The organism is Nostoc sp. 'Peltigera membranacea cyanobiont' 210A, assembly GCF_002246015.1.
GTDB lineage: Bacteria > Cyanobacteriota > Cyanobacteriia > Cyanobacteriales > Nostocaceae > Nostoc.
On sequence record NZ_NOLJ01000006.1, the window covers coordinates 471,608 to 485,711 of the forward strand.

13 protein-coding genes are annotated in these 14,104 nt (G+C 42.6%); 8 read left to right on the forward strand and 5 right to left on the reverse strand.

Features of this window, described 5'->3' with window-relative positions; translation table 11 throughout:
* Positions 1 to 55 precede the first annotated feature (55 nt).
* From CDG76_RS21295 to CDG76_RS36365, 7 genes are all read left to right on the forward strand, one after another.
* A complete protein-coding gene (locus tag CDG76_RS21295) occupies positions 56 to 1,471 on the forward strand; it encodes a nicotinate phosphoribosyltransferase (protein WP_094350919.1) in 1,416 nt (471 codons plus the stop codon).
* 77 nt (positions 1,472 to 1,548) lie between these two features.
* Positions 1,549 to 2,148, forward strand: a complete 600-nt coding sequence (locus tag CDG76_RS21300) for a nicotinate-nucleotide adenylyltransferase (RefSeq protein WP_094350920.1) — start codon at positions 1,549 to 1,551, stop codon at positions 2,146 to 2,148.
* Positions 2,109 to 2,855 (forward strand): NUDIX hydrolase, encoded by a 747-nt coding sequence (locus CDG76_RS21305; protein ID WP_012411955.1) that lies wholly within the window; start codon positions 2,109 to 2,111, stop codon positions 2,853 to 2,855. Before CDG76_RS21300 ends, CDG76_RS21305 begins: the two co-directional genes overlap by 40 nt.
* A gap of 237 nt (positions 2,856 to 3,092) precedes the next feature.
* Positions 3,093 to 4,811 (forward strand): NAD+ synthase, encoded by a 1,719-nt coding sequence (locus CDG76_RS21310; RefSeq protein ID WP_094350921.1) that lies wholly within the window; start codon positions 3,093 to 3,095, stop codon positions 4,809 to 4,811.
* Between the two features lie 135 nt (positions 4,812 to 4,946).
* Positions 4,947 to 5,165 (forward strand): hypothetical protein, encoded by a 219-nt coding sequence (locus CDG76_RS21315; RefSeq protein WP_094350922.1) that lies wholly within the window; start codon positions 4,947 to 4,949, stop codon positions 5,163 to 5,165.
* Entirely contained in the window at positions 5,158 to 5,574 is a 417-nt protein-coding gene (locus CDG76_RS21320) for a hypothetical protein (RefSeq protein ID WP_094350923.1), read from the forward strand. The genes CDG76_RS21315 and CDG76_RS21320 overlap by 8 nt, the downstream gene beginning before the upstream one ends.
* Before the next feature lie 44 nt (positions 5,575 to 5,618).
* A complete protein-coding gene (locus CDG76_RS36365; protein WP_143854137.1) occupies positions 5,619 to 5,897 on the forward strand; it encodes a hypothetical protein in 279 nt (92 codons plus the stop codon).
* A 57-nt stretch (positions 5,898 to 5,954) separates the two neighbouring features.
* Here CDG76_RS36365 and CDG76_RS21330 read toward each other — a convergent pair whose 3' ends face one another.
* Positions 5,955 to 9,191, reverse strand: a complete 3,237-nt coding sequence (locus tag CDG76_RS21330) for a leucine-rich repeat domain-containing protein (RefSeq protein ID WP_094350925.1) — start codon at positions 9,189 to 9,191, stop codon at positions 5,955 to 5,957.
* A gap of 230 nt (positions 9,192 to 9,421) precedes the next feature.
* On the opposite strand from CDG76_RS21330, the gene CDG76_RS21335 reads away from it, so the two are divergent.
* Positions 9,422 to 10,315 (forward strand): peptidoglycan-binding protein, encoded by an 894-nt coding sequence (locus tag CDG76_RS21335; protein WP_094350926.1) that lies wholly within the window; start codon positions 9,422 to 9,424, stop codon positions 10,313 to 10,315.
* Positions 10,316 to 10,408: 93 nt separating this feature from the next.
* Here CDG76_RS21335 and hemJ read toward each other — a convergent pair whose 3' ends face one another.
* The 4 genes from hemJ to psbQ all read right to left on the reverse strand — a co-directional run bounded on the left by hemJ (position 10,409) and on the right by psbQ (position 13,866).
* Entirely contained in the window at positions 10,409 to 10,990 is a 582-nt protein-coding gene (gene hemJ, locus CDG76_RS21340) for a protoporphyrinogen oxidase HemJ (protein ID WP_094350927.1), read from the reverse strand.
* Between the two features lie 240 nt (positions 10,991 to 11,230).
* A complete protein-coding gene (locus CDG76_RS21345; protein ID WP_094350928.1) occupies positions 11,231 to 12,082 on the reverse strand; it encodes an alpha/beta fold hydrolase in 852 nt (283 codons plus the stop codon).
* 98 nt (positions 12,083 to 12,180) lie between these two features.
* Positions 12,181 to 13,293: an NAD(P)/FAD-dependent oxidoreductase gene (locus tag CDG76_RS21350; RefSeq protein WP_094351081.1), complete on the reverse strand. Its 1,113-nt coding sequence runs from the start codon at positions 13,291 to 13,293 to the stop codon at positions 12,181 to 12,183.
* A 105-nt stretch (positions 13,294 to 13,398) separates the two neighbouring features.
* Complete coding sequence (gene psbQ / locus CDG76_RS21355) at positions 13,399 to 13,866, reverse strand: photosystem II protein PsbQ (protein ID WP_094350929.1); 468 nt, start codon at positions 13,864 to 13,866, stop codon at positions 13,399 to 13,401.
* Positions 13,867 to 14,104: the final 238 nt, after the last annotated feature.

Below are 14,104 nucleotides of genomic sequence, written 5' to 3' on the forward strand. Positions count from 1 at the left end.
ATTTATGGTAAATATTACCATAAATAAAAGAAGCATCTTGTAAGGAAGCTCTTGCATGACAACTTTGCCAGATTTGGACTATGTATATAAACAGCAAAGCCAGCAGAACCAGGAACTAAACCTTTCTGCCGATGACTACAGCTTGCTGACCGACCTTTATCAATTGACGATGGCAGCTTGTTACACAGGCGAAGGTATAGAACAACGACGGGCAAGCTTTGAATTGTCTGTCAGACGATTGCCAGAGGGTTTTGGTTATTTGATTGCAATGGGGCTGACGCAGGCATTGGAATATTTAGCCAAAATCCGCTTTAGTTCCGCGCAAATTGCGGCATTACAGGCAACAGGAATTTTTGCTCACGCAAGCGATCGCTTTTGGTCACTTTTAGCTGAGGGAAAGTTTACGGGTGATGTTTGGGCAGTACCAGAAGGGACGGCTGTATTTGCCAATCAACCACTGTTGCGGGTGGAAGCACCCCTTTGGCAAGCCCAACTAGTGGAAACTTATCTCCTGAATACGATTAATTACCAGACTTTGATTGCCACAAAAGCAGCACGGTTGCGGGATATCGCGGGGGAATCAGCAACACTTTTAGAATTTGGCACCAGACGAGCATTTAGTCCCCAAGGGTCTTTGTGGGCGGCGCGGGCGGCGTTGGCAGGTGGGTTAGATTCCACCTCCAATGTGTTAGCAGCGCTACAACTGGGAGAAAAGCCAAGTGGTACGATGGCACACGCTTTAGTAATGGCATTATCAGCAATAGAAGGCACTGAAGAACAAGCTTTTAGTGCATTTCATCGCTATTTTCCGGGTGCGCCATTGCTGATTGATACTTACGATACCATTGCTGCTGCCCAACGCTTGGCCGAAAAAGTCAATTCTGGGGAAATGCAATTGTCAGGAGTGCGATTGGACTCAGGAGATTTAGTTACCTTATCAAAACAGGTGCGATCGCTCCTTCCCGGTGTGCCAATTTTTGCTAGTGGCGACTTGGATGAGTGGGAAATTGCCAGATTAAAAGCTGCTGGGGCCGAAATTGATGGTTACGGACTGGGAACGCGATTAGTTACAGGTTCCCCTGTAAATGGAGTCTATAAACTTGTAGACATTGATGGCATCCCAGTGATGAAGCAGTCAAGTGGTAAAGTTACTTATCCAGGACGCAAGCAGATTTTTCGCTCGTTTACGGGAGGTAAGGTAAAAGCAGACAGGTTGGGACTCTTAGGTGAAATTCCTTTGGAAGAAGAACCTTTGTTGCAGTTGGTAGTGCAACACGGTGAACGGATACAGCCGTTAGAGTCGTTGGCAACAATTCGTCAACGTACCGCCGCTTCAGTTGCTAGTTTGCCACTACAAACACGGCTTTTGGATCATCCGGTGGCTGTAGAAGTGGAGATTTCTGAGGGGTTACGGATGTTGACGGAGGAGACTAAGAAACGAACCGCAGAGGCGCTGAGTACACAGAGGTAATAATTGCTCTTTCGGTATGTCTTAATTACGAACTACGTTAGCGAGTCATCGAGCGTCACTACGAATTACGAATTATTATGAGAGTTGCTTTGTTTGGTACTAGTGCCGATCCACCAACTGCGGGACATCAAAAAATTCTGAGTTGGTTGTCTGAGGGTTATGATTGGGTAGCGGTTTGGGCGGCGGATAATCCATTTAAGTCTCATCAAACGCCCTTAGAACATCGGGCGGCAATGTTGCGGCTGTTGATTGCGGATATAGACGCGCCACGGCATAATATTGCTTTGGAACAAGAATTGAGTAGCTTCAGAACGCTGGAAACAGTTGAAAAAGCGAAGCTTACTTGGGGTGAAGACGCTGAATTAACGATGATCGTTGGTTCAGATTTACTGAGTCAGCTACCACGTTGGTATCGCATTGAAGATTTGTTACAGCAAGTGCAACTACTGATTGTACCGCGACCCGGATATGCAATAGATGAATCTAGTTCAGAGGTAGTGCAAAAGCTGGGAGGGAAGATTGCGATCGCTAGTCTGACCGGTCTAGATGTTTCCTCAACAGCGTACCGCGAACATGGAGATCCCCAAGCCCTCACAGCCCCTGTAGTTGCCTATATTAATCGAGAGCATTTGTACGAATGCCAGGACGTTCACAAAAAAAGATACCAACTCCGTTAAACCAACAACCTTTGGCCGATTTCAAGGTTGGTGTTGATAATGTAATTTTTTCTGTAGATACTGTACAAAATCGGCTGTTAGTTCTCCTAGTAATGCGACAGCAAGAACCATTTTTAAATCATTGGAGTCTTCCTGGTACTTTGGTACGTCCAGGAGAGTCTTTAGAAGATGCCGCCTATCGCATTATGGCAGAGAAAATTAAAGTCAACAATCTCTATTTAGAACAACTCTATACTTTTGGCGGGCCAAATCGCGATCCACGGGAAGCAACTGATAGTTATGGTGTGCGTTATCTATCAGTTAGTTACTTTGCCCTAGTGCGATTTGAAGAAGCCGAATTAATTGCCGATCGCATGACTGGTATCGCTTGGTATCCGGTAAAACAAGTGCCGCAATTAGCTTTTGACCATAACGAAATTTTGGCTTATGGCCATAGGCGGTTGCGAAATAAATTAGAGTATAGCCCAGTGGCTTTTGAAGTCTTGCCAGAAATGTTCACCTTGAATGATTTATATCAGTTATACGCCACAGTTTTAGGTGATAACTTTTCCGATTATTCTAATTTTCGGGCGCGTCTACTCAAGTTAGGTTTTTTATGCGATACCGGAATTAAGGTATCACGGGGTGCTGGTCGTCCAGCTAGTTTGTATAAGTTTGACGCGGAAGCTTTTGCTCCCTTAAAAGATAAACCTTTGGTGTTTATTTAATCAATCACTTGAACGTAAGTTCGATGAACCTCTCCCTCCCAGCCTCCCTTTCCTTTTCGGAAAGGGAGGAGCAACGAAAAATTAATTCAGCTTTTTGCTCCCCTCTGGGCGTCGGAGAGGCGCTGGGGGAGAGGTCAAATAAGACTTGTCGAACTCACGTTACTTTGCATCCAAAGATCCAGAGTAACTTATGACTCTTGACTAATGACAAATGACCAATGACTAATGACAAATAATATGAAAATTGCGATCGCTCAAATTAATCCTACTATTGGTGATTTGCTTTTAAATGCCCAAAAAATCCTGGAGGCGGCACAACGAGCAGCATCTAGTGGTGTGCGTTTGTTGTTGACACCAGAACTTTCTTTGTGTGGCTATCCACCAAGAGATTTATTACTAAATCCTAGTTTTGTGGAAGCGATGGGCATCACTTTGCAAAACTTGGCTCAAGATTTACCACCAAATTTAGCTGTGTTGGTAGGAACTGTTGAACCGAATATCCAAGCACATATTAGTGGCGGTAAAAGTTTATTTAACAGCATAGCTTTGTTAGAGAATGGCAAGATTAAGCAAGTTTTTCACAAGCGACTTTTACCTACTTACGATGTTTTTGATGAACGCCGCTATTTTGAAGAAGGCTTGCAAGCTAATTATTTCACTCTTGATAATATCGATATTGGCGTAACTATTTGCGAAGATTTATGGAACGATGAGGAATTTTGGGGCAAACGTAGTTATACAGTGAATCCGATTGCTGACTTAGCAATTTTGGGTGTAGATTTGATTGTAAATTTGTCTGCTTCGCCCTACACTGTTGGCAAGCAGCAGTTTCGTGAAACTATGCTCAGGCATAGTGCAGTGCGTTTTCAACAACCGATGATTTACGCTAATCAAGTTGGAGGAAATGACGATCTAATTTTTGATGGGCGTAGTTTTGCCTTAAATCGTCAAGGTGAAATTATGTGTCGCGCTCGTGGTTTTGACACTGATTTATTAGTAGTAGAATTTGATGAAACACAGCGTGATTTACAGTTGGGTTCTGTAGCACCAGTGTATGAATCGGAAGATGAAGAAATTTGGCAAGCGTTAGTTTTGGGAGTGCGAGATTATGCCCGGAAGTGTCGCTTTTCTAAAGTAGTGTTGGGTTTAAGTGGCGGGATTGACTCTGCAATAGTAGCTGCGATCGCAACGGCGGCACTTGGTAAAGAAAATGTCCTCGGTGTTCTCATGCCTTCCCCTTATAGTTCGGAGCATTCCATTAGTGATGCTTTGGCATTAGCCGAAAATTTGGGGATTAAGACTAATCTTTTACCAATTGGCGAGTTAATGCAAGGCTTCGATCAAACATTAGGTGATTTGTTTGCGGGTACGGAGTTTGGATTGGCTGAAGAGAATATCCAATCGCGGATTCGCGGTAATTTATTAATGGCGATCGCTAATAAATTTGGCTATCTGCTTTTATCTACTGGTAACAAGTCAGAAATGGCAGTTGGTTACTGTACTCTCTACGGCGATATGAATGGCGGGTTAGCAGTGATTGCAGATGTACCTAAAACCCGTGTGTATTCACTTTGCCATTGGTTAAATCGCAATAATGAAATCATCCCGGAAAACGTTTTGACTAAAGCACCCAGCGCCGAACTCAAACCAGGTCAGGTCGATCAAGACTCTCTACCGCCTTACGAAATTTTGGACGATATTTTGCAACGCTTGATTCACAACCACCAATCAGCAGCGCAAATTGTTGCAGCCGGTCACGATGCGGTGATTGTAGACAGAGTAATTCAAATGGTAGCGCGGGCTGAATTTAAACGGCGACAAGCACCCCCCGGTTTAAAAATCACCGATCGCGCCTTTGGAACCGGTTGGCGAATGCCAATTGCTAGTAATTGGGTTGGTGTCAAAAATGCTTACCAGGCTAAAACTACAGCTACACCTAACCTTAGTTTGTTGTGATGGACAAAATACTCATCGGTAAATCAAGTAATTTAGTTATCAAACCTGTTCCTGCCTTGAACTTTTATTAAAGTCTGTCCTTCTCCGATGCGGAGAGGGATAGGTTTTGCATAATAAAATCGTTTTTATCTTGATATGAGCGCAGCAGATTTATTCCCAACCTTGCACAAGCTATCTCGTGCAGATAAACTCAAGGTCATACAGTTCTTAGTTCAAGAACTAGCTACTGAAGAAGAAACATTGTCGTTACAGCCAGGAGTCACTTATCATGTGTGGTCTCCCTATAATTCCCATGAAGCTGCTAATAAACTAGCTGCATTGCTAGAAGAAGACAGACAGATAAACGATGCTTAATTCACAAAGATTTCCCTTCGTTGAAAGTCGTGATGTGTTCGGGGATATCGATGCGGTACCAATATTACCTTTGACGTTAAGCTACAAAAATTCTGTCGTCAACGTTTCAGGTTTATTGGATACTGGAGCTAGTATTAATGTTTTACCTTACAGTCTGGGTATTCTGTTAGGGGTGTCTTGGGAAGAATTAACAACCTCAGTGCAACTGGCTGGAAACCTTGCACCAGTTGAAGCAAAAGGATTAATTATATCTGCTCAAATAGCCAGCTTTGCACCAGTTCGATTGGTATTTGCTTGGAGTCTCACGGATGACGTGCCGTTACTTTTAGGACGCATGAATTTTTTCTTAGAGTTTGATGTCTGTTTTTATCGTTCGCAGATGGCGTTTGAACTGTCTTCTAAGTCGTAAATCCGATCGCTTCACCTCAAAACTTCATCATTCCACCTCTAAAGTTGAAGATTGCACCTTTTAACACCAATTGTCGAGTTAAAAGAGCGATCGCTTCACCTTTAAGCCTCGCAGTTGAGCCTTTTGTCCTCGCAGTTACACCTTTTATCCTCGAAGTTGAGCCTTTTATACTCGCAGTTACACCTTTTATCCTCGAAGTTGAGCCTTTTATACTCGCAGTTGCGCCTTTTATCCTCGGACTTGCACCTTTAACACTCATCATTCTACTTTTGAACTTAAAGCTTGCACCTCAGAACACAAATTGTCGAGTTAAAAGGGCGTAAGTCTAGCTTGTCAGAGACATTGCTCAACCTCTGAGCTTAATCAATAGGAGGTTATTTTTACTCATCTAAACGCTGTGCGATCGCATTCACCAATCTCTCAAATTCTGATTCGCTGTGAATATCTTCAGTCTGAGTATTCATGTCTCTGAGCAGGTCGGTAAGTTTGGCGATCATATTACGTATCTCTCTGTATTGGTCAATATCTTCTCGAATCCCCTGCAAATTATCTGCCATAACTTCTTTCATAGCTTTATTCAATTCTTCAATTTCGTCTTCCCAATACTTAATATATTTAAGTCTTTCAATAGATTTAAAAATCTTGGCATCTGCTAAAATAATCGGAAATATTCGTTTATAAAAGTCTTTATCTTTAGCGATTTCAACCAGTTCATACATACAATTTTCTGACTTCAAGTACTGGTCGCTAATTACTAAAATTACGCATGTACCACGGCTCAAACGCTGCATGAATTCTTTAAATCTTTCTTTATAGCCAATTGCATTGGTATCACGAAGAATTTTGATGTCTTTGGCTTGAAATGCTTGCTCTATTTTTTCTACAAGTGGCTTACTTTGTTGATCTCGCCAAGTGTAGGAGATAAACACTTCCTTTTGATTGCTATCTTTTAGGCGATGTTTTAATGATTCCTCTCTTTGTTGCTCCAGTTCGTTTTGCAACGATGTAACTTTGGGGCTGATTTCCCCATCTGCTCTATCGGTTTGGAGCATGACATCATCGATTAACCTACGGACATCTACCATTTCATAGCTGTTTTCGCACTCAATTTGGTAACGGCGATCGCTCAAGCGCTTATTGAGTTTGTCTAAAGAATAGGAATAAGGTATGGGCAGATTTTTACAAGTTTCGCAGTTACAAGGAACTAGAGTTTGATATTGCAAACGTTCGTAAGAGTTGTGGATTTTTTCGAGTTCATGGGTGATGACAGCCATCAGTTCTTTTTTGCGGTTTCCGGCTACACGGATTTTAATTTCCCGTTGATGATAGTTTTCAATGACTTCTGCACGAGTTTGGTCTTTGTTAAGAACAACACCGTTTTTCCAAACGAGTTTTTGCTGTTCAATCCAAGGGTGCGTCTCGACAATAAAACGGGTGAGGATGCCTTTGGGCATGAATGTATAGGTGTAGCGCAGGATTAGGTTGTTGCGATCGTCCCAGGTATAATCAGCTTTTTCAATGGAGAGCAATTGAGGCGCAATATAAATGTCACGACGACCCGGAATTTCGTAGCAAAGCTTGAACCGCATCATTAATTGCAGGAGTTCATCTCGCATATCTATATATTCACCGTCTTGCCAAATATCTTTAAGGTTTTCCTTGGTAAAACAACCTAGCTTTTGTTTGACAGTTTGATTATCCAAAACTTTGTAAACGGCAGATGTTCCCCATTCCGGTTTGAGGATGACGTAGTGTTTGAGTGTAGAATCATCTTGAAAATGGAGGCAAACGCCGAGGTCATGTAAATAGCTACTCAAGCGCAGCATGTCTTTACGGTCAGTTAAATTATTGACTCGGCAAAGGGTACAGTATTCTTCAAAGCTGATGTAATTTGGGGAATAGTTCTCTAGAGCAGCTCTGACTCTTACCCAGAGTTTTGGTAAAGGTGTACCAACATGCTCAAGATTACTGATGTAAAGTTGAATAGTCTTTTTAATCTCTGCCAAACCGCGATTAGTATCTAAATTGGTTGACAGAATTTCCTTGAGGTTGTTAAATTCTCCTCGTAACTGCCCTCCATCGACTTCGCACTGACGGTCTTGCTTTTCGTTTTTGACGATCATGACTGGACTTTTGTCACTCAAAAGTTCAACAACCTTCAACCACCAGTAAAAATCGGTGTTTTCTTTGCGAGTGTCGGCAACTAAGGCATAGAGAGAACGCTTGCTGAGGAAAAACTGATGGGTTTGGTGGTAGATTTCCTGACCGCCAAAATCCCAGATGTTGACGCGAAACTCTTTACCATTGGGCTGTGTAAAGTGCCACTGGATCACATCAATACCTTGCGTTGATTCCTCATCTGGCTGAAGTTCGTAAGTTTCATCTGCAATTTTCTTAGCTAAAGAGGTTTTACCGGCTCCTCCTTCCCCAACAATTAAGAATTTTGCTTCGTAGAATGGTTCTGTTTCGGCTGGATCTTGCACCCGGAAATAGAAATCTAGAACTTCATTCACATTCCCTGGATTTTTTGATAAATCCTTTGGCCCCAAAATCTCAGGTGGAATGGGGACTGGATTTCTACGAATATCCAGCTTTTTTAGATTTGCTAGTTGCCTAATTTCAGGTGGCAGACTGCTCAGTTGATTGTTACTGAGATCGAGCAATCGCAGGTTAGTGAGTTGGACAATTTCCGGTGGCAGACTGCTCAGTTGATTATCCCAAAGGTAGAGCGATTGCAGGTTAGTAAGTTGGACAATTTCCAGTGGCAGATTGCTCAGTTGATTACCCCAGAGGTGGAGCGATCGCAGGTTGGTGAGTTGGACAATTTCCGGTGGCAGATTGCTCAGTTGATTACCCCAGAGGTAGAGCGCTCGCAGGTTGGTGAGTTGGACAATTTCCGATGGCAGACTGCTCAGTTGATTGTTGCCAAGATAAAGCGCTCGCAGGTTGGTGAGTTGGACAATTTCCGGTGGCAGACTGCTCAGTTGATTACCGATGAGGTTGAGCCTCTGTAGGTTAGTGATTTGAACAATTTCCGGTGGCAAACTGCTCAGTTGATTACTGCTGAGGTTGAGCGAACGCAGGTTAGTGAGTTGGACAATTTCTGGTGGCAGACTGCTCAGTTGATTACTGACAAGGTAGAGCAATCGCAGGTTAGTGAGTTGGACAATTTCAGGTGGCAGACTGCTTAGTTGATTGTTGCTGAGATCGAGCAATCGCAGGTTAGTGAGTTGGACAATTTCAGGTGGCAGACTGCTTAGTTGATTACTGGGGAGATTGAGCAATCGCAGGTTAGTGAGTTGGACAATTTCAGGTGGCAGACTGCTAAGTTGATTACTGCGGAGTTTGAGCGATCGCAGGTTGGTAAGTTGGACAATTTCAGGTGGTAGAATGCTCAGTTGATTGTTGCTGAGATCGAGCGAACGCAGGTTGGTGAGTTGGACAATTTCCGTTGGCAGACTGCTCAGTTGATTGTTGCCAAGATAGAGCGAACGCAGGTTGGTAAGTCGTCCAATTTCGGCTGGCAGTGTTGTTAAGCCTTTGTCAGAAAGGTCTAATTTTCTCACCTTGTCTTTGGCAGCTTGTTCAATAATTTCCAGCAGTTCTTCGTTAGTCATTTCGGGTTTTACAGAGGCGATGCCTGACGACGAGTTGCTGCTTGGACGCGCAGCAGAGAAATTGAGCTAATTAATAATGTAGCCTGTATGAAGTATTGCATTCAGGCAATGTGTGTGCGATCGCAGACTCCAGCTGACATCATATTTTACGTTAGAGTATAGTTTTAGACGACATCAATTTTTAAAATGATGTTTATACTTAGAACTCAGTAAATGAAAGCAGGTGCATAATGAAACTACAAGATTTCTTGGGAAAAGATGAGAAATGGTCATTTGATGCGATCGCAGAAGATGCAGACTTGGCTCGTCAGATTCAGATATTGTTAATCGGCTTAGGTTTGCTGGAACCTCCAGCCGATGGTAAATTTGGCCCTGTTTCTGTGATATCTCTCAAAAAATTTCAAGAATTAATAAAGACTGAAGAGAGTGGCTTTTTAGGAGCAGTCACAGCCAAGAAACTAATTGAAACCAAAATAGACGATCTTCCTAAACCCCCCTTAAAACTAGGCAATGACATCGCTAGTAAGATTGTGAAATATATGCTAGCCAAAGGTTATCAGGTATTTACCAATCCCAAAGAATACAACATTGTTTATGTAGAGGGTATGAATGGAGACTGGACTCTCAACAGTGATACACCCAATCAATTTAACGATCGCCGCATTGTGATCGAAGTAGTAAATGGTGTTCCCAAAATCGTAGATCACTGGGAAGCTACTACAGAACCAGGGAGGTACTACACTTATAATCCGATGAATCCTAAAGGAGCAGCTAGGATTCAGTTTGGACAATACAAAGCTTGGGCTGTTGGTACTCACGGCACAGCCGAACCTCACGAAGCATTAGTGCAAGTTGGAGATATAACTGTTTGTAGAGATTTCAACCAAGATTTTACACGGACTGGCGACAAACTTGATACAGGTGATAATTTTTACGTTAATCAACACTACGGCTTTGATTTCCCCCGGAATGATATTCGCCTTGCCAGTGCGGGTTGTTTAGTGGGGCGTACCCGTGAGGGACATAGAGAGTTTATGGCAATTATTAAACAAGACCGACGTTATGTCGCTAATCGCAAATATGTTTTCTACACTACCGTAATTCCTGGGGATGATTTACTGTAAAGGTTTCCAGGATGAAGTAATAGTTAATTGGTAGCATTTATTGTTGTGATGCAACGTTTAGTAAGGTAGCACAGTTGTGCTACCTTACTTTGTCTAACTTTGTTCTTGTGGTTGCCCTATTTGTGCCGTCAATTTCTCTTTATCCAGCCTGCGTTTTTTGGCGTAAAGTTGAATAGTAACTGCCATCAAAATAATCATGGCGAAAATAGCCCAAGCAGCGATATCTGTAGGGAGATTATTCTTAAACACAGCCAGCAAAACGATCGCTACTAACATAACTGTAGGCGCTTCATTTAAAGCCCGTAATTGCTGACCACTCCATCCACACTCATCTACTGCTAATTTCTTCATCAGCCGGGCGCAGTAATGATGATAGCCAATTAAAATAGCCACAAACAGCAGTTTGATATGCAACCATCCCTCTTTTAAAATATCCGGTTCAGTGCTTACTAAACCGATGGCCATTGCGATTGTCACGTACATTCCTGGGTTAGTGATGATATAGTAAAGGCGCTTTTCCATAATTTGATACTGATTTTTCAGTATCGTTCGTGCTGGTTCCGGTTCAAGGTTAGCTTCAACGTGATAGATAAAAAGACGTACTAAGTAAAATAAACCAGCGAACCAAACTACAAATCCGACAATATGAAAAGCTTTAAACCATGAATAAGCCATGAATCATAATCTCCTTTACTTGTAATGGTAATAAAAAGTAGTCAGGAGCCAGAATTCAGAATTCAGAATATTCCACCCGTTAAAGGATGGACTTTTAACAGAAAACAACATTTTAATTCTGCCACTCAACCTTCCATTTAGTGGGCTACAGTGATGATTTTGCATCCTCTACTAATTGATTCTGACTCCTGAATTCTGACATTCATTTTTATAATATCGATTTTTGCCAGAGCTATATTGTCAATGAGCATCTTTACGACGCACAAAAGGTAAAAGGTCTTGCAAAATCGTCTCGTGGTAGTGTTCTTGAGGATAATGTCCGACGTTATTAAGTTTTATTAATTCGGTATTTGGTACGGAATTGGCAAAGTTTTCGGCAATGTCTACAGGTAGCCAAGGGTCAATCATACCCCATTGAATCAGAATTGGTTGTTGCCATTCTTTAAAGCCAGTTTGTATTTCTGTCATGGCTGAATCAAGCTGTAAATTGCGAATACTTGCTAAGAGACTTCGACCAGATGAAGAAGCAGTTAAAAATGGTTTTCGATAAACATCTAAATCTTTATCTCCTATGCGATAACGGCTTCCACCTTCTAGCGTCCGATCGACTAATAAGGGGTCTTGGGTCATGACTTCACCTGCTAAAGGTAAACCCATTTGTTTAATTTTCCAGGGTAATTTAGCAGCAGTTGAAATTGGTGTATTTAAAATAGCTAAATTAGCAATTTGTTCTGGATGACGCAAAGCATATTGCAGACCTACAGAACCTAAAAATCCTTGGACAACTAAAGAAAAATGTTCAAGTTCTAAAGCTTTAATAAATCCTTCTAAAGCTGTGATAAAAGCATCGGGAGTGTAAGCAAAATCTCGTTTTTCTGGTTTGGCAGAAAAGCCGTAACCAATCCAATCAGGAGCGATCGCTCTTGTCCCCTGATTCGCCAAAGCAGGTATAATATGACGCCAACTGTAACTTTGTGAAACTAAGCCGTGTAGCAACAACACAGGCGCTAAGTCACTTCTGCCGATTGGTAAAGATTCCCGATAAAACCATTCCAGTGAATCTACATTGATTTTATGTTCTGTTATTGACACGCTATTTTCCTATATTGGGCATTGGGGACTGGGTACTGGGGATTGGGTACTGGGTATTGATAAGAAGAATTCAGTCCCCAGTCCCTAGTCCCCAGTCCCTAGTCCCCAGTCCCCAACCCCTGAGAAATAATCATCTCACGAATCGCATAAGCTGTAGCGGGCGCTAGTAAAACGCCGTTGCGATAGTGTCCGGTAGCTAGGAGGACATTACTAAACCCTGGCAACTTACCAATAACTGGGGCTGGGCGACCTTCAGGGCGGGGACGTAACCCCGACCAAGTGCGGAGAATTATTGCTGTGGCTAACTCTGGGCAAAATGCGATCGCTTGTTCTCTAACAGATTCCAGCAGTTCTTGATTTGGCGGTATCTCATCGCCATTGCTAGGAAATTCCACTGTTGCACCCACCCAATAATCTCCACCACCCACAGGAACAATATGCACATCGTTACCCGTAATAGCTGGCTGGAAGTCGGTATTACCTAACGGATGCCCCACACGCATTTGCAACGCTTGCCCTAGCACGGGGCGGATATCAATTATTTGATTTAATTTTGCTGTCAGTGGTGTCGAACCTAGCCCAGCTGCGACTACAAACCAATCTGCGGCTATTTTTCCTTCTGTAGTCTCAAGTTGATTGCAAAATTCAGGTGTTGAGGTTGGGGCATCCAAAACAGTCACGCCAAATTTGAAAGTTACACCATTTTTCTCGGCAGCCTCAACTAAAGCTAATGTCAGGGCAGTTGGATCTAGCTGGCGATCTTGCGGAGAATAGACAGCGCCAGTGATTTTTTCGTTATTAATTTGAGGACAGATATTCTTGAGTTTAGCCGTGTCCCAAATTTCTAAATTCCAGCCTTGAGAGTGGCGAATTTCTACTAGTTTTTCCCATGCTGACATCTCCTCTAGGGAGGAATCAGATAAAAGCATGAGAATTCCCTGACGATTAAAAGGGATTTTGCGACCCGTTAAAGTTTCTAGTTCAGGAATCAAGGTTTCATAGCGTTGGATGCTAGTTTGTCGCATCTGCCAAGCTTTACCCTTGATTTTTTGGCTGATTACGCCCATTAAAACGCCAAGTGCAGCACCCGTAGAAGCTTGTGCTGGTGCTTGCCGATCGCAAACTGTGATTTTCAGCCCTTTTACTTGACTGAGTTCGTAAGCGATCGCAGCCCCAACCACACCACAACCGATAATAACCACATGACTCATTGCTGTTTTGAGGCAAAGATGGGAGAGATGCAGGAGATGAGGTAACAGGGAAGCAATTTTTACTCTCCCTGTTCCCTCATCCCCTTTGCTCATCTTACCTTGCCCTTAACTTGCCTCTGCTTCACTGCTGGTCTTAGGAAGCAGGTCGAGGAATTTGTCAATCTCTGCGAAAGCAGCTTGGGATTGATTCAAGGCAACTAGAGGATTGCCAGCACTAGTAGCTTTATCGAGTTTAACCAGGTCTTTAAAAAAATCTCGCGTTATTTGACGTGCGATGGGTTGGTCTTTGGGTAGAAGGTTGGGAGTGACATAAGTCAGATTCAGCTTTGCTTCTGTTATGGGGCCATGTATAAAGTTACGCACATTAATCCAATCACCTCTTTTAATCAGGGTTGTCAACTCTTCTGAGCGATCGCGCACAGCCTGAATTTCAGGAACATAAGCCTGAATTTTTTCAAGTTGTACTGCTGTGTAAGTCGGAGGTGCGATCGCAACACCAGGGCCACCACAACTAATCAGGAATGTGGCCAATAGTACTAGGAAAAATGAAAAAATCGAGCGTTGACGCACCATATATTGAACTTAATTGCTTTTGGTTTACCGATTCACAGTGTCATTTTAGATCGCTAGCGCAGTCAATCGTTCTTGTCAGCCAAGGATTTTGCAGAAAATCTTGATATTTTCTCTAAAGAGCAGAGTTCCATCTGCTTTTGAGTAATTTTTAAGTACAATTACTTAATAGGTGTTAGGCAGTCCCAACAAGAAGCGATTTTTGGTTTCTGTTAGTAACTGAACGTGAGTTCGATGAACC

Coding starts and splice junctions, on each gene's coding strand:
- CDG76_RS21295 (WP_094350919.1), top strand. CDS start 56: ATGACAACTTTGCCAGATTTGGACTATGTATATAAACAGCAAAGCCAG.
- CDG76_RS21300 (WP_094350920.1), top strand. CDS start 1,549: ATGAGAGTTGCTTTGTTTGGTACTAGTGCCGATCCACCAACTGCGGGA.
- CDG76_RS21305 (WP_012411955.1), top strand. CDS start 2,109: ATGCCAGGACGTTCACAAAAAAAGATACCAACTCCGTTAAACCAACAA.
- CDG76_RS21310 (WP_094350921.1), top strand. CDS start 3,093: ATGAAAATTGCGATCGCTCAAATTAATCCTACTATTGGTGATTTGCTT.
- CDG76_RS21315 (WP_094350922.1), top strand. CDS start 4,947: ATGAGCGCAGCAGATTTATTCCCAACCTTGCACAAGCTATCTCGTGCA.
- CDG76_RS21320 (WP_094350923.1), top strand. CDS start 5,158: ATGCTTAATTCACAAAGATTTCCCTTCGTTGAAAGTCGTGATGTGTTC.
- CDG76_RS21330 (WP_094350925.1), bottom strand. CDS start 9,191: ATGACTAACGAAGAACTGCTGGAAATTATTGAACAAGCTGCCAAAGAC.
- CDG76_RS21335 (WP_094350926.1), top strand. CDS start 9,422: ATGAAACTACAAGATTTCTTGGGAAAAGATGAGAAATGGTCATTTGAT.
- hemJ (WP_094350927.1), bottom strand. CDS start 10,990: ATGGCTTATTCATGGTTTAAAGCTTTTCATATTGTCGGATTTGTAGTT.
- CDG76_RS21350 (WP_094351081.1), bottom strand. CDS start 13,293: ATGAGTCATGTGGTTATTATCGGTTGTGGTGTGGTTGGGGCTGCGATC.
- psbQ (WP_094350929.1), bottom strand. CDS start 13,866: ATGGTGCGTCAACGCTCGATTTTTTCATTTTTCCTAGTACTATTGGCC.